The organism is Shewanella insulae, assembly GCF_009831655.1.
Classification (GTDB): domain Bacteria; phylum Pseudomonadota; class Gammaproteobacteria; order Enterobacterales; family Shewanellaceae; genus Shewanella; species Shewanella insulae.
Genome location: NZ_WRPA01000003.1, coordinates 1 through 25,728 on the forward strand (window position 1 = coordinate 1; position 25,728 = coordinate 25,728).

14 protein-coding genes are annotated in these 25,728 nt (G+C 51.7%); 2 read left to right on the forward strand and 12 right to left on the reverse strand.

Annotated elements, in window-relative coordinates; genetic code table 11:
• Nucleotides 1–369: 369 nt before the first annotated feature.
• From GNT65_RS04420 to amrB, 6 genes are all read right to left on the reverse strand, one after another.
• Nucleotides 370–1,278 carry a hypothetical protein gene (locus tag GNT65_RS04420; RefSeq protein ID WP_160793909.1) on the reverse strand — a complete coding sequence of 303 codons (909 nt, stop codon included), beginning with the start codon at nucleotides 1,276–1,278 and terminating at the stop codon, nucleotides 370–372.
• Nucleotides 1,279–1,353: 75 nt separating this feature from the next.
• A complete protein-coding gene (locus GNT65_RS04425; RefSeq protein ID WP_160793910.1) occupies nucleotides 1,354–2,388 on the reverse strand; it encodes a hypothetical protein in 1,035 nt (344 codons plus the stop codon).
• 1,345 nt (nucleotides 2,389–3,733) lie between these two features.
• Entirely contained in the window at nucleotides 3,734–5,068 is a 1,335-nt protein-coding gene (gene nhaA, locus GNT65_RS04430; RefSeq protein ID WP_160793911.1) for a Na+/H+ antiporter NhaA, read from the reverse strand.
• Nucleotides 5,069–6,504: 1,436 nt separating this feature from the next.
• Nucleotides 6,505–9,570: a putative Ig domain-containing protein gene (locus tag GNT65_RS04435; RefSeq protein WP_160793912.1), complete on the reverse strand. Its 3,066-nt coding sequence runs from the start codon at nucleotides 9,568–9,570 to the stop codon at nucleotides 6,505–6,507.
• Nucleotides 9,571–9,975: 405 nt separating this feature from the next.
• On the reverse strand, nucleotides 9,976–10,551 hold the full coding sequence (gene amrA / locus GNT65_RS04440) for an AmmeMemoRadiSam system protein A (RefSeq protein ID WP_160793913.1): 576 nt from the start codon (nucleotides 10,549–10,551) through the stop codon (nucleotides 9,976–9,978).
• Nucleotides 10,529–11,329: an AmmeMemoRadiSam system protein B gene (gene amrB / locus GNT65_RS04445; RefSeq protein ID WP_160793914.1), complete on the reverse strand. Its 801-nt coding sequence runs from the start codon at nucleotides 11,327–11,329 to the stop codon at nucleotides 10,529–10,531. The genes amrA and amrB overlap by 23 nt, the downstream gene beginning before the upstream one ends.
• 62 nt (nucleotides 11,330–11,391) lie before the next feature.
• Between amrB and amrS the strand changes: the two genes are divergently transcribed.
• Entirely contained in the window at nucleotides 11,392–12,480 is a 1,089-nt protein-coding gene (gene amrS / locus GNT65_RS04450; protein ID WP_160793915.1) for an AmmeMemoRadiSam system radical SAM enzyme, read from the forward strand.
• A 65-nt stretch (nucleotides 12,481–12,545) separates the two neighbouring features.
• Here amrS and GNT65_RS04455 read toward each other — a convergent pair whose 3' ends face one another.
• The 6 genes from GNT65_RS04455 to GNT65_RS04480 form a co-directional block, all read right to left on the reverse strand.
• Nucleotides 12,546–13,169 carry a class I SAM-dependent methyltransferase gene (locus tag GNT65_RS04455; RefSeq protein ID WP_160793916.1) on the reverse strand — a complete coding sequence of 208 codons (624 nt, stop codon included), beginning with the start codon at nucleotides 13,167–13,169 and terminating at the stop codon, nucleotides 12,546–12,548.
• Between the two features lie 150 nt (nucleotides 13,170–13,319).
• Entirely contained in the window at nucleotides 13,320–14,204 is an 885-nt protein-coding gene (locus tag GNT65_RS04460; RefSeq protein ID WP_160793917.1) for a tetratricopeptide repeat protein, read from the reverse strand.
• A gap of 134 nt (nucleotides 14,205–14,338) precedes the next feature.
• A complete protein-coding gene (locus GNT65_RS04465) occupies nucleotides 14,339–15,100 on the reverse strand; it encodes an EAL domain-containing protein (RefSeq protein WP_160793918.1) in 762 nt (253 codons plus the stop codon).
• A 226-nt stretch (nucleotides 15,101–15,326) separates the two neighbouring features.
• Nucleotides 15,327–18,929 carry a S8 family serine peptidase gene (locus GNT65_RS20695; RefSeq protein WP_160793919.1) on the reverse strand — a complete coding sequence of 1,201 codons (3,603 nt, stop codon included), beginning with the start codon at nucleotides 18,927–18,929 and terminating at the stop codon, nucleotides 15,327–15,329.
• 76 nt (nucleotides 18,930–19,005) lie between these two features.
• A complete protein-coding gene (locus tag GNT65_RS04475) occupies nucleotides 19,006–22,761 on the reverse strand; it encodes a S8 family serine peptidase (protein ID WP_160793920.1) in 3,756 nt (1,251 codons plus the stop codon).
• Nucleotides 22,762–22,941: 180 nt separating this feature from the next.
• Nucleotides 22,942–24,981 (reverse strand): winged helix-turn-helix domain-containing protein, encoded by a 2,040-nt coding sequence (locus GNT65_RS04480; protein ID WP_160793921.1) that lies wholly within the window; start codon nucleotides 24,979–24,981, stop codon nucleotides 22,942–22,944.
• A gap of 298 nt (nucleotides 24,982–25,279) precedes the next feature.
• Between GNT65_RS04480 and GNT65_RS04485 the strand changes: the two genes are divergently transcribed.
• The gene (locus GNT65_RS04485; RefSeq protein WP_160793922.1) at nucleotides 25,280–25,669 is read left to right on the forward strand and encodes a TonB-dependent receptor; all 390 of its coding nucleotides are present in this window, start codon (nucleotides 25,280–25,282) and stop codon (nucleotides 25,667–25,669) included.
• Nucleotides 25,670–25,728: the final 59 nt, after the last annotated feature.

The window sequence follows — 25,728 nt, forward strand, 5'->3', positions numbered from 1 at the left end:
GATAGTTAACGCTTGCACCTTGGAAGTCCGTGATTGGTTTTTGTTTGCGCTTAATCAGATCACATTCCAAGGTGCAAGTTCACTCTAATCTCATGATTTATATCAAAGTTATCAGGGGATTCCTCAGAGCTCTGCCTCGGCATCCATGCCTCGGAAGGTCAAAAATGTGTTTACACTGGGTTATCCATCTCTTCGATTTAGCTGTGTTTGGTAAGATCAGGTATTTGGTTTTGGCAGGCCAAGGATTTTTGGAATTGAATATTGCCCGGTGAAGACCGATGCTTCATGGTTTTGAACTGCTTGGCAAGAGCTGCAGTGTAGGATGAACCAATTTTTTACGTCCTTTCTTGACGGCTTTGTTATGTGATTTTAATACAGTAGGTCAGCGTACTTATCTGGTAGAACCGCAAACTCTCCCCAGCCCACACCTTCTATCGACAATCCAATACCACTTTCTGTAACTGTACCAAACATAATTACAATTTTACCTTTGGCATCATCGTTAATACCATGGTCTCTTGAAATTTCATCTGTAGCCTTAAGACAAAAATCCACATACTCACCTCTAGGGTATTCAAACATTGTTTGTCTAATGTTTTGTGGGGTTTGTCCGCAATTCCACGACCGACTCACTTTTGCATAATAGAACTTTGGAACTTCATCTGTTTCTTTAACATTTCTAATATCAACCAAAAGATTATTAAGTTGAATTGCGTTTTTTCTACCAGGAAGATGAAAATACTTATATAGGTTTTTATTAAAATTCCGGCAAAGTCCTCTTACAGTGGTGATTCGTGAGGGTAAGCTAAAAGTTTCGCCATTATGTCTACCAATAGGAACTTCTGATAAGTCACCATCAATGTCTTCAACTGGCTCACCTTGATATTGCTTCGGATTATCAATTTTAGGTGGTTTTGGTTTTTCCTTCATAAAACCTTTTACAACTACCAGTTCCTCATCCTCAATAGCTTTCTTGGCGATTTTTTCGGAGTCATAACGCTTTCCTGGTGCTTTTTTAACTCTCAAACTACATGTAGATTGGTGTTTTCGACTATGGGCATAAAATGCTTTTCTGCCATTGGTATCATAATCTTTCTCCTCTGGAGATCGAAATAACCCTGCACTACATTCAGGGCAAAAAATATGCCCTTTCATATCCTTTGTGTATTCCGTAGTAGTTACTTCAAGAGCATCTTTTTTCAAGACTTTTTTATCACCAGTCTCAAAGCCCCAATTTTCAAGGTATAGTGCAAACTTTATTTGATTGTTATCTTCCATAAATTTACCTCTAATCTTTCAGAATCACATAACGCCTAAAACAGCCGTGTGCGCATTTTGCGCGTAGGCTTGCTTTTACTTGTTAACTTCTTTAATTGCCTGAGCAACTGGACGAGATAAAATTTCGACCATTGATTTTTGATTAGAGACATCGCTTTCATTGCCTGAAGCGTAACCCGTTGATTGAGGTGAAAAGATACAGCTTGATGCTTGAAGCAGAACCGCATCTCTTACGCCCTGATCTCCAGACGCTTCAACAAGAGCAGAATGAGTCATAAGTGCATTTTGACGATGCTTATTCACAATCGCATTATGCTTGTGATTTAGGAAGTTTTTAGCCGACAAAAACATCATGTAGGCGATTACCGAGAATATTAAAAATTTACTGATAGATAATTGAACCGCATCGTATGTATTCTCAGGCTTTAGAAATGGAACCTTGTGAAGAAACAAGCTAATTACGGAAAACAGACCTAAGCCTATTGCTAAGTAAATGGCATTTTTTTGCCACTTACTTGCTTCAGTGTTGTGAAGCTCATACTCAGCATTAAAATGAGCAGCTTGCTTTGTAACACCTTCTTCTGCCGCAACACGACGAATCTCATTTAGTACATCTTGTGCATCATTTTCATGCTGAGAAAGGGATTCTGCTATTTTAGCGGCTTTATCTTCAATAGCCTGAAGCGTGGCTCGCGCTTCTGAATCCAATCGCTGGAAGTCTGCTGACCTGTGCAAAGAATATGCAATATACGCATGTAAAGCCTGAAAGGCTGGCTGGTACGCAGCAACCACTTGATTTATCAAGGCTGTACGAGCAGATCCAGGGTCTTGTTGTTCGGGGGTGAAATCTAACACCTGAGAAAACAATTTGAAGTGGTTATTCGCATTGTCACGAACGACCGTGAGGATATTATCAGGAAAATCTTGTAATGCAGTTAGAGACAGTCTCTTATATAGATCAATGAGCTGCTTTGCAGGTTCGACAACATCACTAAAGTTAAGCCTGCTCCCTAAGTCAGATGTTCTAGGCAATTTTTCAACATCAAAGCTTTGAATCCGATTAAGAGATTCCTTTGCCTCTTCATATAATTCTTCTTTACCGACTATCATGATTTCTCCTTTAGCCTCGGATTCGACAGGAAGCTAACAACTTATTAGTGAGACCTTGCAAGGTTCGCTACCTTGTAAGGTAGGAGACCAAGCATGTAAATAAACGGGGTCAGAGTTTACTTTTATGGGAGGTGATCGGCGTATGGTGGTTGGCTTTTTCATTCCCTGAATGGCGCGGTCGATGTTTGATTCGAGTTGGCCTGGCTCTGTCCTTAAGTGGTGATACTTTAATCTATCCGATTGGTTGTAATCAACATGTTATGTCACATATTTGCCTGTTTTTTATCGAAAAATAATAGCTTGTATCGATGCCACTCAATGAAGCTAAATCGAAGAGACGTTGGATACCGAGTGTAGATACGCCGGTGAGCTTCCGAAACAGGGATGTTTCGGCAGAGCCTAAAGGGACTTATTCACGGCGTCTCACAGGCGTATCTGCACAACCCCCGCCGGGCAGGCGTTAGATTGCAATGAAGGTGCGACCTTCAAATCCCCCGCAAATACAAATGTGGCCAAATGCAGCCTCCCAATCGACAACAATGAAGGCAAATCGAAGAGACGTTGGATACCGAGTGTAGATACGCCGGTGACCTTCGAAAGCAGGGCCGAAAATGTTCCCGACATTTTTCGGCATTCCCTCCATCCTTGGAGGTCAGATGATTTCGCAGAGCCTAAAGGGATTTATTCAAATAACATCCGTGTTTAAATGCCAGTTCGGCATCCATGCCTCTCGTTCGTGAGCACGAAGCTGCGCTTCACTCACCGTGTCACAGGCGTATCTGCACAACCCCCGCTGGGCAGGCGATAGATTGCCATGAAGGTGCGACCCTCAAATCTCCTGCCAATGTCAATGCAGCTAAATGCTGCTTCCCAATCGACAACAATGAAGGCAAATCGAAGAGACGTTGGACACTCGGTGTAGATACGCCGGTGAGCTTCCGAAACAGGGCCGAAAATGTTCCCGACATTTTTCGACATTCCCACCATCCGTGGAGGTCAGATGATTTCGCAGAGCCTAAAGGGACTTATTCAAATAACATCCGTGTTTAAATGCCAGTTCGGCATCCATGCCTCTCGTTCGTGAGCACGAAGCTGCGCTTCACTCACCGTGTCACAGGTGTATCTGCACAACCCCCGCCGGGCAGGCGATAGATTGCCATGAAGGTGCGACCTTCGAATTTCCCGCAAATATAAATGTGGCTAAATGTTCCTTCTCAATCGAAACAATAGGCGACAAGTTACAAAGAAGGTGAGACTCGAAGGGATGAACGCTATAACTAATTTCCGAACTGTATCCGTTTTCACCTCAGCATGCCAAAATGGATAGCTTTCATTTGTGACTTGATCAAGGTGTTTTTAAACGTGCAGGAGACCAGGTCAAAAGTGAAAGCCCTGCTACTGCAGAGAAAATGGATGCGAGGAAGATTCCCATCTTAGCGTTGTCAATCAGATTATCGCTGAAAGCCATATTCGCAATAAACAGCGCCATGGTAAAGCCGATCCCGGCGAGCAAGCTGCCACCGAGCAGCAATCTCCAACTGAGTTCCTCAGGGAGAATCCCGATGTGTGAACGTACAGCCAGCCAACTGAACAACAGAATACCTATGGGTTTACCCAGCACAAAGCCTAAGAATATCGCCATGGTAAGCGAGCTACCAAAATCACTGAACGCTAGCGGCAACCCAGCGTTGGCAAATGCGAACAGCGGCATGATGACAAAACCTACCCAGGGATGCAGTGCTATCTCCAGACGCTCAACTGGAGAAAGCGTTTCACGCGCGGCAATTTCGGCCATTTGTAATGTTTGTCGGTCCTTCGTGTCTCCGCTGCCTTCGTTGCTGGCTGGATGCGCAATAACCTGACCCAATATCGCATATAAGCGCTCATCGCTGACCCATCGACGCGCTGGTGTCATTAGGCCGAGCATCACGCCTGTGATGGTTGCGTGGATCCCAGACGCATCCACAGCAAGCCAGATGACCATGCCCACCAGAAAGTAGAGAGGAAAACCACGAAATCCAAGCATGGCCATTGCTCGGATGATCACCAGACCTAGCGTTGCTATCGACAAAGGCCACCAGGCAATATCGCTACTGTAACCGATGGCGACGACAAGTATGGCGCCGATATCGTCAACAATCGCCAAAGACAGCATAAAAACCCGTAAGCTTTGAGGAATACGCGAGCCCAGCAGTGCCAGGCAACCGATAACAAATGCCGTGTCAGTTGCCATGACCGTGCCCCATCCATGCTGGCTCGGCTGTCCTGATTGCAGTGCAAGGTAGATCGCAGCGGGAACTATCATACCTCCCAAGGCTGCGGCTATGGATAGCGCGGCCATGCGAGGCTTGTTCAACTCTCCGAGAACCAACTCCCGCTTGAGTTCCAATGCGACAAGAAAGAAAAACAGTGTCATCAAGCAATCGTTGATCCACTCGCGCAGCGAACGGGCAAATTCGAACGATCCAAAATGAAGCCCCGCCTTTATCTCCCAGACATGTTCGAACGCGTCAGCCAAAGGTGAGTTGGACAGCACGAGTGCGGCAACAGTGAAAAATAGCAGAATTGCCCCACCCGCTGACTCAATATGCAAGAAACGCATAAAAGGGGTCGTGAGCCGATCAACAAACTCTTTCGGCAGTCGAGTAGTTTCTTGATTTGCTTGCTTACCTGTGCTCATAAAAAGTCGCTCCAGCTGTCACGTGCCAACGTCCGCATAAACGACGAAAACTGTGGGCTATAATTTTAATTAGCTCGTGCGTTTGTGTTTGCAGCGAGTGATTAATAAGATTGTTATATTGCAGGTGACCGCAGTTGTTCGCGCACATTGACTACAATATTTCCTAGTTTATTTAAGCCTGTGCCGTCTCTACCTCAACCCCAATAATAGTCACTAGGTGCATTTTCTACGAAATCTTTAATAAGTGGCGGCAGAGTGAACGTTTTAAGAGAGTGGTTGGCACTTGATTGAATGGCTTCTTCTTCCCTGAATGGCGTGCCAATGCTTGAGTTCATGTGTGCCTAGTCCTGTCCTTGATTGATTAGGCTTTAATCTATCTTGATATAAGCAATCAACATTTTCGGTCACATTTTTATACGTTTTTTCTTAAAAAGAATAACTTGTCTCAGGGGGGATTCAATGAGGTCAAATCGAAGAGATATTAGATATCGGGTGTAGATACGCCGGTGACCTTCGAAAGCAGGGCCGAAAATGTTCCCGACATTTTTCGGCATTCCCTCCATCCTTGGAGGTCAGATGGCGCACAGCGTGTCACAGGTGTATCTGCACAACCCCCGCCGGGCAGCCGTTAGGTTACCGTGAAGGTAAGACCTTCAATTTCACCTAGCAAACGGCCACAACGCTATGCACTAACCTTCAGTTTTTCTGACATTAACCACAATGTGTCTCCATATTCCCCCGTCGGGCAGGAGTTAGGTTACAGCGAAGGTTCGACCTTCAAATCTCCCGCCAATATCAATGCGGCTAAATGCTGCCTTACAATCGACAACAATGACGCTAAATCGAAGAGACGTAGATACTTGGTGTAGATACGCCGATGAGCTTCGAAAGCAGGGCCGAAAATGTTCCCGACATTTTTCGGCATTCCCTCCATCCGTGGAGGTCAGATGTCATCGACGAGCCTACAGGGAAGACTCTCGATATAAAGAGTTGGCGTGTAGCAGATGTATCTGCACATAAGCGAGCCGCAGGCTATAAATTGCAGCGAAGGTGCGACCTTCAAATCCACTTCGCCAAAGACCACGACGTGAAGCGTTAACACTCAGTTTTTTTGACATTAACCACAATGTCCTCTATTCCCGCCGGGCAGGCGATAGATTGCCGCGAAGGTTTGACCTTCAAATCTCCCGCCATTATCAATGTGGCCAAAATCTCCTTCCCAATCGGCAACATTGAAGCCAAGTCGAAGAGACGTTAGATACCGGGTGTAGATGCATCTGCGGACGGCGATGATAAGCGGCAAATCCCCCGCCGCGTGTTGCGGCAAAAAAAATCCCCCGGGGTGGTGGGGGACTTGGGTGCCATTGAATCGTGGCAAAGGGAGCGCCTCTAACCTGATGAGCGTCTTGCCATCGAGCTAGAGGCCAAGGTTACCATTAATGGAATTTTCTACGGATGGCCAATGGGAGGAGCAGCAAGACCAGGTATCCCAGGCTACCGCCGCCTGAACTCTCTTCTTTGACCTCGATTGAGAGGTTTGCGTTTGTGCTGAGTCCCATGGCGTCGGTGGCCGTGACCACTACGCTAGATTTACCCGAGATCTTGCTGCTACCGCTGAGTTGGCCTTGTGCACTTAGGCTGATACCCGATGGTAGGCCTACGGCTGTAAAGCTCAGGGCATGACCATCGGCGTCGGCAAATGCGCTGGCTAAATCGCGAGAGACGGCTTCGCCTGTCTTGAGTGACACAGCACCCAGCCCTGAGGCTGTAGGGGCTGAATTCACCTGGACGGTAGCAGACACAGAGGCCCTGGCACCTAAGGTGTCTGTAACTGTGGCGAGCACCTGATGTTCACCTGCCTGGGTGAGTTGTCCGTAAGCCATGCCGAGGGCATTTACCTCGAGCGCCGAGCCTTCATCCGTTGTAAAGGTTAAGTCCTGGCCCTCTGAATCGCTTACCGCATCGGCGAGGTTAAAGGTGATATTCTGCCCTGGATTGATCCAATAGGTGTCTATGGCTTCAACGACCGGAGCCGAGTTAGCAAAGAAAGGCAGACTAATGCTGAGCGTCATATCTTTGCTGTCGGTCACCAGGATGTCGAGTTCGCCCGAGTCATGGCTTGTCGTGTCATAGGTGAGCATGCCCGACTCAGTGAGCTCGGCATCAGAGGGAAGATTGCTCGAGCTGAAGACGAGCTGGTCATCATTGTCGGCGTCAAATACGAACTCACTGATATTACGCTCTACTTTCTCCCCTTCATTGGCTAGTAGGGGCATGAGTGCCGAGGTCAAAATTGGACTGGTGGCGATATCGGCCCGCATCAGTAGGTTGTTGGAGTAATTGAGGCTCGCGTTAAAGATCAGGTTCTGTTTTACCGAATCGTCATAGGCTATCTTCCTGGTATTTAAGCCTGACACCCCTAAGTCCTGAGCCATGATGCTCTCTAGCTGTTTCCAGACGCCGCTCTGTCTGTCGATAGCATAGGTGTTCAGATTATTATAATTAGCGTTTACGACGTAATCTTCAGATATGAAGGTTAAGTCATTGGAATAAAGCCCTGAAACAAAAGAGGTCGACATAAATGACAGGCTGAGATCGTCATTAATCTTATAACTCGAGACTGCGGAGTCGTTTATAAAATAGATGTTCTTGCCGTTTGTGATGATCGTTGCGTTGTCGGGGACCGAACCAGAGAGATCTATGCCTTCTTCAAGATCGACGTCCTTGTTCGCAATGTCCACACCGACGAAATAGAATTTAGTGTTTTCTCTGTCCCAGACATAGGGTTTTCCGTCGACGAAGCCTATGCTCCTATAGCTGTAATAGGTATTAAAGAGCGCTGAATCTAAGGTGTCGATAAAGGTCGGATTATTGTCCGCATCCAGGCTAAAGAATGCATAGCCGCCATCTTGTGACAGAAACGCCGCGACTCCACTGCTCGGGTCAAACTGGGCAGAATTACTGTTACCGTGGTAGTAAAATGGATTTCCCGATGCGGTCAGAGGTTTCATCTCTGTCGAAATAACCCCTTTATCATCGACCTCTAGGGCCATAAAGCGATCATTTTGCGAATTCGGTGTAAAGTTAAAATATCTCCCCGCGAGGAGTATGTTATTGCCGTTGACGACGACCCTATCTATGGACGGCGATGCACCGTAATCGAAACCCAATTGTTCCCAAGTCGTAGAATAGAGTGGGGTTTGAGCGCTTGAGTCGGCGAGCATTGAATAGATGCCTTGTCTATCAATAGCAACAATGATATCGAGTGACTCGATAAAGGCGATTTGGGTACTTGAATCGCCGAAAATCGGCATATTTTGTTGTCCATCGACTAGGGTATCTTTTTTGACAAAGTCATAAGCCGTGGAGCTGTTGGCAAAGAGTTCGGCCTTTTCATTCTTCATTCTCCAGCCGATTCCATCTGCGACAGTCAGTTGACTCAGGTAGACACTGGTGGTGACTGTGTCTTCCAGTGTAAAAGAGGGCGAAGCACCGTCATTGAAACGATAAATTTTACCAAGACTGTTACTTTTCTGAACAAATAGTTTGCCATCAATTAGTGTGATTGAGTTGCTATTTACATAGGTATTGAAAGTATTGTAGATGGTGTCACTGTAGCTGGCCGTTAACGTCTTATTCGTCTCATCTAAGTGGTAGACGTTAATATTACCACTCTCAGTTATAAATATATTCTTGGTATTAGGATCGAACTGGATGTTATTAATATTTTGATAGGTGCCGATCAGGGGGAGCCGGGCAATTTCAGTTGTCGAGCCATTTGTTGAGTCGAGTTTGAGTGCAATTAATGCAGAGGTCGAATCATAGGTGGTGCCACGGCCAAAAAGGAGTAAAGTTTGGTTGGCTTCATCATATTCAACTCCCGATACGCTCGAAGGGAGTTTATCGCTGTCGACTAGAATAAAGGGGCTTAGCTCTCCGGTGACTTTATCCCTTTTGGCAATAGATAGGTGATTTTGGTAACTATTCCAGCTGAAGAGATAGTTTCCATCATCAGAGATCTGGCTCTTGGTACTATAATCGATAGAATGAGTACCTATGCTGATATAGGTAAATTTGGTTTGCCAAACTTTATTATCAGAATCTAAGCTCATCACCTCTATCTGATAGTGACTGTCTTCCCTTTTCTTTAAATACATGAACTTGGCGTCGGGACTCAGAGAGATATTGTCGCGGTTGTTATAGTAATCCTCTTTTCCGATGCTCTGCTTACCCATATAGCTTATGGTGTTGTCATCGTTGGCAAAAAAAGTATGCAAGTAATGATTGTCTACGCCAACGGCTAGTTTGTTCGATGCATAAAATTGATAGATGTCATGTATATGACCTTCATTAATTACGCCTGTATTTTCAACGGCCAGAGCATGCTGCATGTGTTCGGTGATAGCCGTTGTTTGGGCTTCGTTATAGACAACGCCGTAAGATTGAAATGAAGACAATAGGCCGAGAGCAGCCAACCAACAGAGAGGTTTAGTGGTGATCATATGGGGCAACATCCATTTATAGTAAAAATTCCTAAAGCACACTCTTAGTCAGTGTGCTATTGATTCGCCGCTTATATTAGCGTTTGCGATTATTTTGAGCATTTCTCTTTATTTAATGCGTTGAGGAAATGACCAGAATAATTGAGCGAGAAAAATACAGTCTTATAAACAAAAGTGCAACATTTTTAAATAAAATTGTTAACTTTAGTATTAGCTTAATTGTTTTTCAGCAGAACTCGAAGCGCGCTAAATTTCACAGGTTTCGATATCCGTAACTAAGTTTTATTAAATTGTTACCGCCTTATTCCTGGTTGAATTTTATACACCCTAAAGAGGGGGGAAGGAAACGCAATAAGGAAAGTCGAGAAGGTCAGAAAGGTGTGCAAACTAAACATCGGTGAGCATTCAATCCTTCACCACCAGAGTGGTAAACCTATGCAGCGTGATGGTGTCACGCCAATAATCCTGGGGCCAGCCGCCTTTCTGTTTGAGGGCGGCGACAAAGTCCTTGGGGGCTGGCAGGCTCTGCCATACCGAGGGCAAAAACAGGGCGCGGCGGTGGCCGTCATCCATGAGTAGGCCGTCGATGTTGGGGCGCAGGCTTGAGCGCAGGGCGGCTTCCCCCTGATTTTCGAGGGGGATGAAGGGGGAGAGGATCGAGATATCTAAGGTGAGCGACCCGCGCTCCTCAACTCGCAGCGGGGCGAAGCGGCGATCCTTAAAGGCGGCGCCATAGCCATTTTCACAGGCACATAGCCACAGGGGATCGCTGGCATCCACCCGGCCGATACAGCCCCTGAGTTCACCGCCCTGGTGCAGGGTGACGAAGCAGGCCGCCGGCGTCAGCAGGGCCTCGCTTTCGGGGGGCGGCGGTAGCGTTAATCCACCTTGTGTTAACCCGGCATCTATCACCTGCCATACCAAGTTGAGCAGGCAGGCCTTGTCGCTGGCGGTCAGTTCAATAGAGGGCGAAGCTGGCATAGCCGACGACCTCCTCATCATCCCTGGGGCCTCGGGCCTGGACCCGAGCCATGACATCACCCGAGTTGGTGTGAGTGACACATTTTATCTGCCATTGCATCAGCTTGGCGTAGGCCAGCAGACCATTGAGGGCATCGCAGCCGCAGGCTTGCTCGGGGGCCAGATGGGGATCGAGGGCCAGGATATGGCTACGGGTGTCTGTGTCAATCCGATTGGCATCGACATAGGGATGGTAGTGGCTCAGATCGCTGCTAACGACTATCAGGGTATCGCTATCGGCGATGGCCTGGATCAGGTGGCACACCGCCTCTGGGCTGGCGGCGCCGACCACCACGGGCAGTAGCAGGAAGTCGTCCAGGCAGAATTGCAGCAGCGGTAGCTCAACCTCCAGGGCATGTTCTCTCTGGTGCGCCATATCTGATGCGATGGCGAGTCGGCGATTGAGTAGCTGCTCTATGCCTATCCTGTCGATGGGGATCTCACCCAAGGGGGTGATAAAACGGTCGCTTCGGGGCAGGGCGCAGCCGTTGAGGCCCACATAGTGGCTGGGGCCTAACAGGAGGACGCGGCGATAGCCACTTGGCCGATTACGAAGCAGGCTTACCGCCTTGGCGGCAACTTCGCCGGAGAAGAGATAACCTGCATGGGGCAAGATGAGGGCCTTAGGGATAATGTGAACGCTGGGAGCCTGGCCGAAATAGTGGGTAAGTTGCTGTGTGAGTAGTCCTGGTTCGGCCGGATAGAATTGGCCGGCGACGGCGGCTTGTCGGTACTTCATCTCTCTCCCCTAGCAGGGCGTCAACTATACTTTCAGTGTAGGTCAACGACAGGCAAACTCCCATGTTAACTGCACCACCGGCATACTTTCCGACCCAATATTGGCATGCCCTGGATGACGGGCGGGTGTGCTGCGACGTCTGCCCGCGCAAGTGCACATTGCGCGAGGGCAAACGCGGCGCCTGCTTCGTGCGCATGCACCATCAAGGCGAGATAGTGCTGACCAGCTATGGTCGCTCCTCGGGTTTCTGTATCGACCCTATCGAGAAGAAGCCGCTGAACCATTTCTACCCCGGCTCAAGCGTGCTGAGTTTCGGCACCGCCGGGTGCAACCTGAGCTGTCTCTTCTGTCAAAACTGGGACATGAGTAAGTCGCGCCAGATGGATACCCTGTGTGACAGCGCCATGCCGGACGAGCTGGCGGCCACCGCACGTCGCCACGGCTGTAAGAGCATCGCCTTTACCTATAACGATCCTGTGGTGTTTATGGAATACGCCATAGATGCCGCCCAGGCGGCCCATGAACTTGGGCTTAAGAGCGTGGCGGTGAGCGCGGGCTATATCTGTGAGGCGCCGAGGATTGAGTTTTATCGGTATATGGACGCGGCCAATATCGACCTTAAGGCCTTTAGCGAGTCGTTTTATCACAAGATCTGTCACGGCCAGCTGCAACCTGTGCTCGAGACCCTGCTCTACCTCAAGCATGAGACCCAGGTATGGTTTGAGATAACTACATTGTTGATCCCCGGCGAGAACGATAGCGATGAGGAGCTCAATGCCATGTGTCAGTGGCTGGTGGAAAACCTGGGGCCAGATGTGCCGCTGCATTTCAGCGCCTTTCACCCCGACTTTAAGCTGCTGGATAAGCCGGTGACGCCGCTTAGCACACTGCAGCGGGCCCGGCGTATCGCCCTGAACCACGGCCTGCATTATGTCTATTGCGGTAACGTGCATGACCCAGACTCGGACGCCACCTACTGCGCCAGCTGTCACAAACGCCTTATCGAGCGCGACTGGTATCAGCTGGGGCAATATGCGCTCGATGAGACTGGTGCCTGCCGCCATTGCGGCGCGCGGCTGCCGGGACGCTTTGCCAAGGTGCGGGAAGACTTTGGCGCACGGCGTATCGCGGTGCGTATTCATCACGATTGAGCTTAACGCCTTTACGGATTAAATCGCGTTCACGGCTTAGACCATGTTTGCGGCTTAATTGGCGCCTAAGGCTTGCGCGCCACGCCACGGATCGTCGGTCTGGCCAAGGGCATCGCCTTACGCATACTCTCCCGCATGATCGATTCTATCTCGAACCCTGCCTGGCGAATCTGCGCCTCCGTCTCTCGATTGAGGTGGCAATTGCCGGCGATACGACGCCAGATGAAGTTGAGCCTGTCTTGCCAGCGACGCCTGCGAGTGCCCGGCTCGGCGGCGACATGTTCGAGAAACAGTAGGTGACCGCCGGGCTTGAGTACCCGCCAGATCTCCGCCAGAGTCCCTGGCAGGTCGACCACGGTGCAGCAGACCAGGGAGACAAATACCCAGTCGAAACTCTCATCGTCACAGGCGAGGGATTCTGCCGGGCAATCCAGCAGGGTGATCTTACTGTCTGGCAGTTCGGCGACGGCCTTCTCCAGCAGGCGCATCATGTCCTCGTCGGGCTCGGTTAGCACCAGCTCAAGATCTGTCTGCTCTGGATAGAGGGGCAGGCTGGCGCCGGTCCCTGCGCCAATTTCCAGTACCCGACCGCTGACCTGGCTTAATAAGTTTCTGCGCCAGTCGATGAGGCAGGCCTGTTCGGGCCCGCGCATGAAACTGTCGTAACAAAAGGCGATGATACGTGACATCTTGGCCTCCCATTTACAGGCTCGCGGCGGCGTATGATGAATGGCTTATTTAAGTATGGGCGCTGATGGCGAAAAGGGACACTCGTCCCTTTTCTTTCGCGAGGGCTCGGGCTTTCTAAGTTCTTAGAAGCCCCGCTTTGCTTGTTGCTTTTAGCTGTCGCTGGTGGCGATCAGAATGTCGAACTTGGGGTTGCTTCTCAGGTTAGTAAAGTCATCCTCGTTGGCAGCAACCTCCTTAAAGGAGACGCTGTTTTCGATGGCCTGCTCAAGATCTGACAGGGCTTGCTCCTCCTGGCCCAGACAGGCGAAGGCGCAGGCGCGCTGGTAGAGGGCATGGGCGTTACTGCCGTCGACTTCGAGCACCCGATTACACAGGCTGAGGGCCCAGTTAAATTCGCGCATCTCCATGGCCGCATCGGCCTTGTAGGTCATGGCTTCCAGGTCGCCAGGGCGTATGGTGAGGATCTCGTTATAGACGGCGATCTTCTGCTCCGGGGTCTGAGCACTCTGAGCATGCAGCCAGAGGGTATGGATCTCGTTGATGATCTCGATCTCCCGGTTGTTCTTGGTGATGATGCGGCTCTTACGCTTAAGATCTTGCTCGAGTATCTTAAACTTCTCCTCATATTGCTCGGTGATCGATTGCAGCTGCTCGGCGGCCAGCTTGGCGGTATTGGTCTTGATCTCCCGCAGCGACTGCCAACCGATAAAGGCGATCAGGGATGCGACACCCGCGATGATGTAGAAGAAATAGGTTACCGTCACGTTGGCATAGTTGAGCGACTTATCGGCCACCGCCAGCTCCCGGTCGGTGATCTCGATTGTCAGGCGGCGCTCGAGATCTTGCTGCTCCATCCTAAGGGCCTTGAGCTCGTCGAGTATGTAACGCTCCACCAGGGGCTTATCTAAAATCGGTTGCTGAGCATGGGTCAAGGCGGGCTGTGGCGGGTCAATCTCGGCCTCGTTGGCCCCCTGGACTGTGAGTGTCGTGGCGAGTGAAATAATGGCGATTAACAGGCAAAGTAAGCGTGGCATAACAGATTTCCGTCTTTAATTTAGGTCGTTAACTTAGTGTGGGTCGTCCTAATCTAGGGTCACACTAACAACATAGGGCGTTTGATGCCAATCTAATTGCCAGACGGAATAGGTCAATTAGTCTGGTTGTTGGCCTAGGGGAAAGCCACTTCCGGCAGGCATTCGAAGCCCGGCTTCGCAAACAGATAGCCCTGCATAAGCTCAACGCCTGCACCTTTAAGCCATTGCATCTCGCCTGGTGTCTCTATGCCTTCGGCCAGGCATCTTATCTTGAGTTGATGGCAGATGCCGAGCAGGTGAGTAACTATGACCTGCCGGGTGTCGTCTCTATCTATGTTGCGGATCAGCTCCATGTCCAGCTTGATGAGATCGGTCTGGAAGTTGGCGAGTAGACCTAAGCCGGCGTAGCCGGCGCCAAAGTCGTCGATGGCGGTTATAAAGCCAAGTTCCCGGTAGTATTCCACTACGCGTTTGACGTGCCCACTGTCGGTTATTTTTTCGGATTCGGTAAATTCGAACATGATCCGCTCCGTCGGGAAACCATACTCCCTCGCGGCCGCCAGAGTGGTACGAATACAACGTTCGGGTTGGTAGATGGCGTTGGGCAGGAAGTTAATGCTTAATATGGATTGCAGATTTAGCTTGGCCGCCAGTGCGATAGCCTTGACTCGACAGGATTGATCGAAGGCATAGCGGTTGTCGTCATTCACCCTTGAGATCACCGAGTAGGCGGCCTCGTTATTGGGGCCGCGCACCAGCGCTTCATAACCAAATACCTTTTGCTTGGCGATATCGACGATTGGCTGGAATGCCATAGTGAAATCAAAATCGAGACCTGGGTTATTGGCACACTGGTGACATCCGCTACTTGTAAATTGAGATTGAACTGTTTCCATTGAACCTTCCTTGTTAGCTGACCTGTGTAAGAATTGAAGGTAGCGCAAATGACAAAGCAGATGGAGTCGACCCGCCCACCGATGTTATGCAATCAGTATAGTTGTGATTTTCATGATTTTTTAGGTGAGAGTCGTGAGGTGAAACGAAGAGCGAGGAGCTAGGAAGGGGGGAGAAAAACATTGGCTAACGTCCCTGTTAGCCAATGGAAAGCTCAAGTCATTGTGACTATGCGTACTGTCTGCGACCTCTGCCTAGAAGCAGCAAGGTCAGTAAGGCGTACAGGCCAAGGGTACCGCCATCACTCGACTCACTCGGTGGCTCGACTGGCACTATCGGCGCCGCTGTCACATTGACGGTAAATTGCGCCTGGGTGCTGAGCTCCCCGTCGCTAGCGGAGATGACTATTGGGTATGCGCCGCTGGCGGTAAACTTCATCTCAAGCCGAGTGCCATCCAGGGTTAGCCCTTCGACACCCGTGGCCGATAACGTGAGGGCATCTCCCTCGGCGTCACTAAAGACCTGGCTGAGATCTATGGTGACCAGGGCGCTGCCCTGTTCGCTTAGTTGAGTCTGAACGTCGGCAATCGGGTTGGCCAACACGGGCGCCGTGTTTTGTGGCACTTCCACAGGCTCAAGGCCTTTCACCTTTATCAGCGTCGCGCCGATATTGCGCTTAAGATCAGGAGTAGTTCCCAGTTCCAGCAGACCATAGTAGGTGGCGTCAGCCTCCAGTGGCTCTAGTGTCTGGCTATCGTCTAGGTAGCCATCGACGGTCAAGCTAATGTCAAAGATCTCATCTTGTGCCACCTGGCTTGGGGCCGTGATGTCGAAGCTCGCCTGGTTGCTGTAGTTCACATGGGTGATTTCCATTGTCACCTCGTCGGCCTCATCTTCGACTCTGCCCTCGTAGTTGTGGGCAAAGATCCAATAGTTACCCGTTGGCGGATTTTCGAGGATACAACGCTCCTTGGAGTCCACTTCACCACTCAGGCAGAGCAGGGAGTAGTACATCTCATAGGCATCTGGCATGCCGTCACCGTTTTCATCTATGCCAACATAGAGATCCATGTCGGGCGAGGTGGTGTCGGTTATCTCTACCACCAGGCGTTTGGTGTAGGGCTTGACCACGGTCGGCACGCTGAAGATCACCTCTGGGTTCGAGTGTGGGCTGCCACGCTCGGCATCGTTAGATGAGCCGATTGCGCTGCCGGTATAGGACTGCGCCTTAAACAGACCGAAGCCTTTGACCTGGAGTGAATTACTGCCCGAGGTGAAGATATCTTCTATGAGTATGCTGTTATCGACATTATTTAGTTCGGCAGAGACTTCCTCGGCCACCTGACCCGCCTTGAAGCCTATGGTCGTCTGCAGGTGGGTGTCGCTCATGGTGGCATCAGCATTATTAAGCTTGATGTAACCGTGGACCCATTCATCAACCAGGTTGATGTTGGCGGTGGCCTTGATGGTGAGTTCCTGAGATTCACCGGCATTCAGCGAGAAGTTCGCCGGGGTCACCTCCAGGGTGAAGCCAGGGTTGAGATACTCATACTCAGCCGTCCAGCTGCTGGCCTGGGTTGCGGTTACCGTGCGGGTCCAGGTGCAGTTGGAGATACACTGATTTTGCACCATGGAGCTGGTGTTAAGATTGGTTGGGTCGCCTCCTATTTCAGGGTTGGCCGCCAGATATCCAGCCTTGTCGATATCCAGCAGCAGACCCGCCTTCAACGCCTGGTTGATACGCAGGCTCCCCGCGCCCTGGGCGAAGAAATCGGACCGTTCCAGTGTGCCATCAAAGTCATCGTCCTTGTAGGTGGTCTGGTGGGCGGTACTCATGAAGGCAGACTGTGCCTGGGCTGGTGTCCAGTCTGGATGAGTCGCTTTCAGCAGCGCATAGGCACCAGCCACGTGAGGACTGGCCATGGAGGTACCAGAAAAGCTGACATATGGGATGTGGCCAATCTGTCCTTCAAAGATTCTGTCTTCGGCGTTGGCAGCGTAGATGTTCACCCCTGGGGCGGCAATATCTGGCGAGAAGATATTGGTGTAGGGCAGGTTAGGGCCTCGAGAGGTAAATACGCCGGCGATATCGCCAAGACTTGGATCTCTTGTGGTCTCTGTGGCTGCAATTGTTGCCTGATGACCTTCACCGCTTGCCAACCATAGTGTCAGGCGCTCACCGTTATCGGCATCAAGGTGAATAGCAGGTAATACATGATTGTCATGGTTGAGTGAGTCAGCACCGCCTGGCATGTTAATCAAAATCATGCCGCCGGCGCCGCCTTCCTTAACATTGATCCCCTTGCGGACCCTGGCGTTAACGCCGCGCTCGCAGACGACGATCTCACCGTCGAAGCTACCGGTCTCGAAAGGGTCGGTGCACTGGGCGTTGTCCGGGTCGACACTGGCCGCCAGAATCACCTTGCCGGTAACGCCTTTGGTCACGCCATAGCCCGTCATGTCGCCTGGTGGCGTCTCGCCGCCGCTCATGTTGGTGAGGGATTTCTGTTTGAACTCTAGGTCGTGGCTATAGGCGGCGACCGTCGTCACCCAGGGGGCGTTGCCCGGCGAGCCTATGGTGCTGGCGCTCGGGCCCGCGTTACCCGCGGCCACGGCCACATGAATACCCGCCTCGCGGGCGTTCAGGAAGGCTTCGGCATCGATGGAGGACCAAGGATCTCTGGCCGAGCCGCCCACAGAGTAGTTGAGCACCTGAACCCCGTTCTCTATGGCATGTTCAATCGCCTTGAGGGTGAATTCCGGATAACAGGAGCCGGCATCGTCACACACCTGGTATGACACCAGGTTGGCATGGGGAGCCACGCCGCTGATGGCGTCGAATTCGAAGTCACTCTTCTCGGCGATGACTGTGCCATCTTCCTCAGTTACCTGCAGATAGAAGTTGACGTCGTGCAATATGTTGCCCGTTGCGGTAGAGGCTACGTGGGAGCCATGACCATTGAAGTCATAGCCAACCTGGGTCTTATTTTCTAAGTCGTCATAGTTGGGATCGTCCAGGCTATCGGCCGTGTCTAGACGATGTTGGACCAGCTCGGGATAGCTGATGATGCCGATGAGTTTGCCGTTACAAAACTGACTATACTGCTGGCAGTCACCGAGATACTGGCCGTCCCCCAGTGGGTTCTTGTGCTGATAACCGTCGGCGCCCACCTCGGCAAAGGAGGGGTGATTGGCGTTGATCCCTGTGTCCATCACGCCGACGATAACCCCTTCGCCCTTTGTCGCCGAGGCGGTTTCATCGCCCTGCCAGACCTGCTTGGCGCCGATAAACTCAGGCCCGGTGGAGGTTTGAATATAGTGCAGACCTATGGGCTCGACGCTCAGAACCTCGGGGTCTTTGGCTATGATGTCGGCCTCACCCGGTTTAAGTTTCACCGCCATGGCGTTGACGATCAGCTGGTATTCCTGGGTGGGGGTAAGAATACGTTTGAGTTTGCCGTTTAGTCTCTGCTTGACCTTGGCTTGCAGCTGCTTCAGGTAGCCTCTGTACTGCAGACTGGCCTTAGATTGGCTGTTTAGCAGGCCAGATGCCTGCTTGTTCGCCTGGTTGACCTGAATGTTGGTGGCGGCGAAGCCCGCCAGTGAGCCATCATAGCTGGCGACCGGGGCCTCCTTGAAACGGACGAAGTACATGCCATCGCTGCGTTGTTTATCGGCGCGTTCGAGTTTTAGTTTTTCTTGGCCGGGAATAATGGTTTGCACTGGCTTGGTACCATCGCTAAAGCCAGAGGCGCTAGGGTCGGCATAGCATGTGCTGGCGATGGCAACCGAGAGTGCACTCAGTAACAAATTTCTACGACTTGATTTCATTTGAATACCTAAATAGTGGCGAAAAGCGGGATAGCCACCATTGGCTATCCCAATCATGTGATTACGCAGGAGGTGCCTAGCGGCGGCGACGAGCCATGGCTGTCAGACCCAGCAGCAGAGATAGCCAGCCCAGGGCACCACCATCGTCACCCTCTGGTGCCTGGCTCGCTTCAATCTGCAGCATGTGGCTAACCTCATGCTCACCGTCGGAGGCGATGATGGTCAGTGGATGACTGCCTTCGCTGTCGACCAGGCCGGTTACCTGGGTGCCAGAGATGCTCAGGGCGGCGAAGCTGCTGCCTTCGACCCGGTAGCTCAGGCTGTTGCCTTCCATGTCGGTGAACAGGCCGTTCACATCCAGGTTGAAGCTGGCTGAGTTGCCCGAGGCAAAGCTAAGCGCTGGCACCATGAGTGAGGCGGCCACGGCTTGATTGAGCTCTGGCGCTACATCATTGGTGTCGAGCAAAGTGACAGTCAGGATCTCGGTTTCGCCTATGCTGTTGCCGCGCTGTGGCGTGACCCTGACCTCGAACTCGCGGGTGTTCTCGAAATCCAGGGCCTCGGGGTTAGCCACATAGAGCTCGAAGGTCTCCTGATTGATCGCAAACGGCGTACCCACGAGGGTATTGGTGATATGCAGTTCGAAGGCGGTGTATTCACTCGACCCTGAGGTAAAGAAGCCCTGGGTATCTAAGGCAATCTCGCCGACGACTGTACCTAGCCCGGCATTTTCCTCGACGCTGAAGACCTGTCTGGCCTTGGCCTTAGCAATCACAGAGCCGTCATCGTCCAGCAGTGCATTGTAGCCAATCTGCATGAAATCGTCGTTGAGGCTCACCACCATGAAGCCCTTAGGATCGGGAATTTGACCGAAGCCGCCTAGCTCAGAGGTGCCCACTGAGGCGATATAGACCTCCTCGCCAGCCTGGGCTGTATAGGTCTGCTGGAAGTCCAGCTCACCGACCACCTGGTCGTCAGCCTTACCGGCGAAACCTATCTTGAGCGAACGGTCGAATACGGTTTCAGAGCACACCTCTTCGCCGCTGAACCAGTCCAGGTAGCAAGATTCCTCTGTGGTATAGCTGCCACCCTTGATAGGGTTGAACTGAGTGATAGGCTCATATTGCGCCTTGCCCGTGTGACGATCGGTTTCGATATGAAAACCGAAGTTTTGGTCGAAATCCTCGACGCTATCCAGTTCGTGGTGGAACATATCCTCCAGGCAGACCTGGGACACGATATTTCTGCCGTTGTTGGCAAAGAAGGTCGGTAGTGACGACTCCTTATAACGACCCGTTGGATTGGTATAGTCGTAAGGCTGGTTGAGATCGATCACATAGGTGGTGGGTTGTCCCTTGTCGTTGAGGGCGACGAAGGGTTGATTCACCTTCTGAGCATCTTCATAGATATAGGCGCCTTCGAAGCTCTTGTCCCAGCCGTTCTCCTTGACCGTGGCTTCATAGAAGAGGTCATAGGTAAACAGGCGTGGGCCACGTTCGAAGAAGTTGGGTAGGGCCACGTCCGCAGGTTGAAACAGGCTGACGGCGATATTGAGCTTCTTACCCGTCACGCTGCACTGGGCGTCATCATAGACAGCGCCACCGACGGCCTTGATCATGTGCCCCTTTAGGCCCTGTAGCTTCTCCGGCAGGGTCGGGTTTTGCAGCAGCAGTGGGTAGGCCTGGTAGGTGGTCGGCGTGTTCGATTCGTTAACGAACGAAGCCACATAGGCCTGATAGTTCAGCGAGCCATGCTCGGTATCGGGATAGAGTTCGCGGCCCCAATTCAGGTGCTCCCATTCTGTCTCTCCTAAATCTGGGTTATAGCCCAGGTAGCTAGGGTACTCGATGGCGTTGGGTTTCTTGGTGACGCTGGTGTTGCTGCGCGCCTTCACCATCCAGCCCAGGTTGATCTCGGGCTGATCATCGGCGCTTAGGCTGATGTAGCCGTTAAGCTCGGTGGCCTTGAGGTTGGCATCCACGTGGTCACCTGTGCCCATCAGTGGCCACTGGGGCAGCTTGTCGCCCGCTAAGGTCAGGGTGAGCGGCAGGATAACGCTCGAATGCGCCGGAATGTTCACGCTCTCTGGCAGGCTCAGGGTCAGTGCCTCGTGGGCGGCCTTGTCACCCGTCATCTTGTAGGTGAGCTGATAGGTTTGTGCCGTATCAGAGAGGTTTCTCAGGGTGATACGCTTGTGCAGCGTCTTGCTTTGGGCGACCTCATGCATGCCAAACTGTACATAGGGCTGGTTGCTGCTGGTCTCCCAGGCGACGATAGGCGAGGCGATGGCGCTGCTGAGGTTTTCGAGGCCATGGCCCATGGCATAGAGCTCTGCCGGGGTAACGCCGTCACTCTCCAGGATTGAAGAGATATCTGCGGTATTGGCCAGCAGGGCCTTGATCTCGGCGGGGCCGAAGCCTGGATGTTGACTCTTGATCACAGCTGCCGCTGCCGCGATGCGCGCCGCGCCGGTGAGGGCGCCGCTGCGACTACCTAGCTTGGCGGCGGTCTCATCTGAGTTTGAGATCTTGGCGACAGGCTGATCATCGGTAAAGGTGACTATCTCTGGCTTAAGGGCCTGGGAGCCGCGCACCGGGCCCATAGGTGCCCAGTCGGGAATGACCTTGCTCTCACCATCTTCGCCATGGTTGACGGCGCCGACGGTAATGGCCGATGTGGCGCTACCTTCGCTGGAGATCCAGTTGCGATGTTTCGCCTCGGCATCGCCGAAGAGGGAGTACTGCCCCAGATTACCGGCATGGGTCACCACTGTCATGCCTTGAGCCGAGACGCGCTCGATCAGCATCTGCAGCAGGCTAAGGGAGGCGTTGCCGTCGATGTCGAAGAAGGCGCCTGCGCCCGCCGCGTCGATTAAGGCGATATCCAGATGATCGCTGGTGTCGCCATCCTGGTTAGGATCCATGGCATGTTCAAAGGCCGAGACAATCGAGTTCAGGCTAGGGCCTGAAGCTGAGACCCTGCCGTTTTTCTCCATCACGTTGTACACCTTGTAGGCGTGTAACTTGGCACCCGGAGCGAGCTGATGCACTATGCTGGCGATCTCTGTGCCCGTACCTGTGGGGTAGACCCAGCCATTCCAAGACTCATAGTCGAGGTTTTGATCTATCGGGTTGGCATCGTTGCCATAGTTTTCGCTGACAAAGTCCCAGCCCCCGGCCACGACCTCTGTGGGGAAACCCGCATACTCGATGGCGCCATTTTCAAGGGCTTCCAGGTAGCTGCCAGCCGGTGGCGGCGTCTCGGGATCGTTATCTTCACCATAGACGCCAGAACCGCCGAAGATGGGCAGTGTATAGTCGATACCGGTAGAGATGATGGCGATGCTGACGCCTGTGCCCGCGGTCTCTTTACCCGTGTAGGGGCTCATCAACTCGATCTCTTGTTCGCTGAGGCTGCCGGCGTCTTGGCTGGCGATGCGTGAGCGAGCCTGGGCTATGGAGGCCTGCTCGCTAAAAAGCTGCTCGCCGTGGAAGATCTGGGCGATAGTGTCTAGTTCGCGGATCTTGGCCAGTTTATCTTGCTGCACCTCGACGGTGACAGTATTGGCCAGCAGATGAGTGCTGCCCAGCAGATGTGCCTGTGGGTCTATGGCCTGGATCTGCTTAAGTAGCTGAGCCTGTTGGCTGAGTACCTCCTGGGCACTGAGCTGGCCAGCGGCTTTTTCTGTCTGTGCTAGTGAGAAAGTGTAGGTTGCCCTGGTCTGCGCCTGCTCGATGCCAAAGGCCGAGTTCGATTCTGTCTTGGCCTGCAGGGCACCGGAGAGAATGGCGGTCGAGACGCACAATGCTAGGGTGCATTTAGTAAATTTCATGTCCTTTCCTTCTTGTTATTGTGTGCTGTCGAGTCAATGGATTTGACTGTCACAATTTAATAACCTGAAGGTAATAAGCGCACAACGAAGGGCGTCTCGATTATTCGCCGTTTTTTGTTCTATGAGGGCATTTTTTATCTCTTAAAAATGTCTAATCCAAATTAGATCAATTAGTTAAATCTATTCTGTTACTAACTTATAACCGAAGACATCGGCCTCGTTGGCCAGTTTTAGAGTGACCAGGAAGGAGTTGCCATCTGCCGGCGAGAGGCCAAAAAACTTGCGTACGGCATCTGGGGCAAAACTTTGCACTAACTCGGGTATGTGGTCCTTCTCGGCAAGAGAGATACGCATGATGGCGTCGCGCTCGGCGTCACGGCTCAAGAAATAGAGATAGCCCTGCTCATAGTAGAAGGCGCCATAGTCATACTTGGCTAACTTGTCGGTGACTAGGGTCATCTCGTCTGTGGTGCGGTCCAGATGCCAGATGCCGTTCTGGTCGAATTTGGATAGATAGAGGTGGTTAGCATCTCGGCCTTCGATGGCGTAGACCCCCTGCTTCTGGGTGATCGTTTCAAGCCTACCGGATTTGACATCCAGCTTATAGATACCGTTACTGTCTTTTGAAAAACCCTTGAAGTAGAGGGCATTACCATCGGCAGACCAACTGAGGTTATCGGCCTCGATGCCCTGGATATCGATGGCGCGATAGTTTTCCGATTCTATGTTACCTATGTAGAGGGTGCGGCCCGTATCTGTGATGATGTTGACCGCAAAGTCTGCGCTGACGGGGGAGACAGCGGGTACGCCTACATTGCCAAGGGAGTGGGTGATGTTCTTACTGCTCACCTTGTTGTTGCGCCAGATGGACCAGAGGGCGGAGCGGTTAGAGAGAAACAGGATATCGCCATTAGCCTTGGCATACTTGCCGTACATATCTCGGGATGAGGAGGAGATGCGCCTGAGTTGCTTGCCATCACCGTAGGCCTGTTGGGTGATGTACTCCTTGGAGATATGTTCGGTCACATAGAGCATGGCATTGTTGTCGGACACGCTGAGGCTGCTGGGGAGGCCAGCGTGTGCCAGCGGTGCCAGCTGGCTGCCGTCCTTACGAATGCGGGAGATGATGGCCGCCGCGCCGTCGAGATTATTAACATAGAAGAGTTGATCTCGGGTCGAGTAGTCGAAATCGACTATGCTGGGGCTATTTTGGATCAACTCATGCTCAATTCCATTGCCATCCTGTAGTACCAGGTTGAGCAGATTGGATGCCGCCCGCTCGCGAATAAAGGCCAGCTGGGTATCTTGCTCCAGCCATTTGGGCGCGTAATCTATCTCGTTCTTGTCGGGAAAACTCACCTGTTGGTGCTGTTGTGTATCGAACGAGTAGGCCATCAGGGCCACGCGGTCTTGCATCTTCTTGGCGTAGAGCAGGCGGTTGTCATCGATTCCGGACCAGGAGACGATACGCTTATAGGGAATATAGAAGCAGTCGGAGGCGATCAGCTGGTCGGTATTGTCCAAAAGATTTCTGACCCTGACCTGACAGCCGCCGGCCTGGTCGAGTCGTACATAGGCTAGTTTGTCGTCGGAGAGCGACCAGGCGGGGGAGGCCTCTTCATTGTTTTCGAAGGAGATAAGAGTGAGCGGCGCGTCGAGCTGACTCAGTTCCTTGATATAGATCTTGCCGCTCAGGGAGTTGTCTCGCCACTGCATGGCGAGGCGCTGACCATCATGGGACACGGCGATATGCTCCTCGACCCCACCATAGTTAGTCACCTTTAGCTTGGTCTCTGTGACCAGGGGGGACAGAGGCTCGCTCGGCACCTGTTGCTCGCTCGAGAAGTGGTTAAACCCCAGCCATAGGAGCAGGGTGGCGACGAGGGAAATGGCAATAAAGATGGCATAACGGGTATAGGAGCCAGAGGGGCCAGAGCTTGCTTGGGTGTCGATAGGCTGTACCGCCAGGGTGAGCTGGTAGCCGAGCTTAGGCAGGGTATTAAACACCTCTTCCTCGACGCCTAATTCTTTAAAGGTCTTTCTCAGTACCCAGATACCGTTGGTGAAGCCCTTCTTGCCGACCCCTTCGTTGCCAAGCCAGATGCTGTCTATCGCCTGCTCCCGCGAGACGACATTGTCAGGGCTGTCGATGAAGAGCATCAAGAGTTCGAAGACTTTGGAGGAGAGTTTTATGCTGCTGTCTGCGTGTTTTAATGACATTAACTTGCAGTCGAGTTCGCATCCGCCAATTTGGTAGCTGAGTTTGGTCATTAAGCTAGGGTCCGTACACTGTTGTTATTCTTATGTGAACATCATAGGGGGAGAGTCGAGCAGGGCTCAAGAGCCCTTGAATAGTTATTATTAAAGCAATCTCTAACATACTGTTTATTAACGGTTTCAAAAGGTTACAATTTGCTACAAAGCGGTAAATATGCCGCCTGTCGCCATCTCTCGACCGGCTGACCTACACTGAGTAGATAGGTTTTGCGGGCATTTCGGCCCCAATGGAGTGAAAGTGATGGATAGACGATATCTTTTAACGGCCTTTAGTTATGCCCTCCTGGGGCTGGCATTGGGCCTCTACATGGCAGCTTCCCATGACCATGGTCAGCTGGTGACCCACGCCCACATCATGATGATAGGCTTCCTGCTCTCCTTTAGTTATGCCCTATGCTATCGCCTCTGGCTAGAGGCCGCCTCGGGAGTCTACTCGGGTGGGTTAGTCACGGCGCAGTTTTGGCTACATCAACTGGGCACCATAGGGGTCGCCATAGGCCTGTTTCTCCTCTACGGCGAATTTGTGGCGCTGGAGGTGGTTGACCCTTTCCTGGCGATCTCTTCCTTTAGTGTGTTCGGCGGTGTGTTATTGATGATGGTGCAGTTGCTTAAGGCTAAGCAGGCAGGCTAAGCCTGTGGGTTAGGTTTTAAAGAAAAAACCATATAGGAAAAGTGAATGCCATAAAAAAA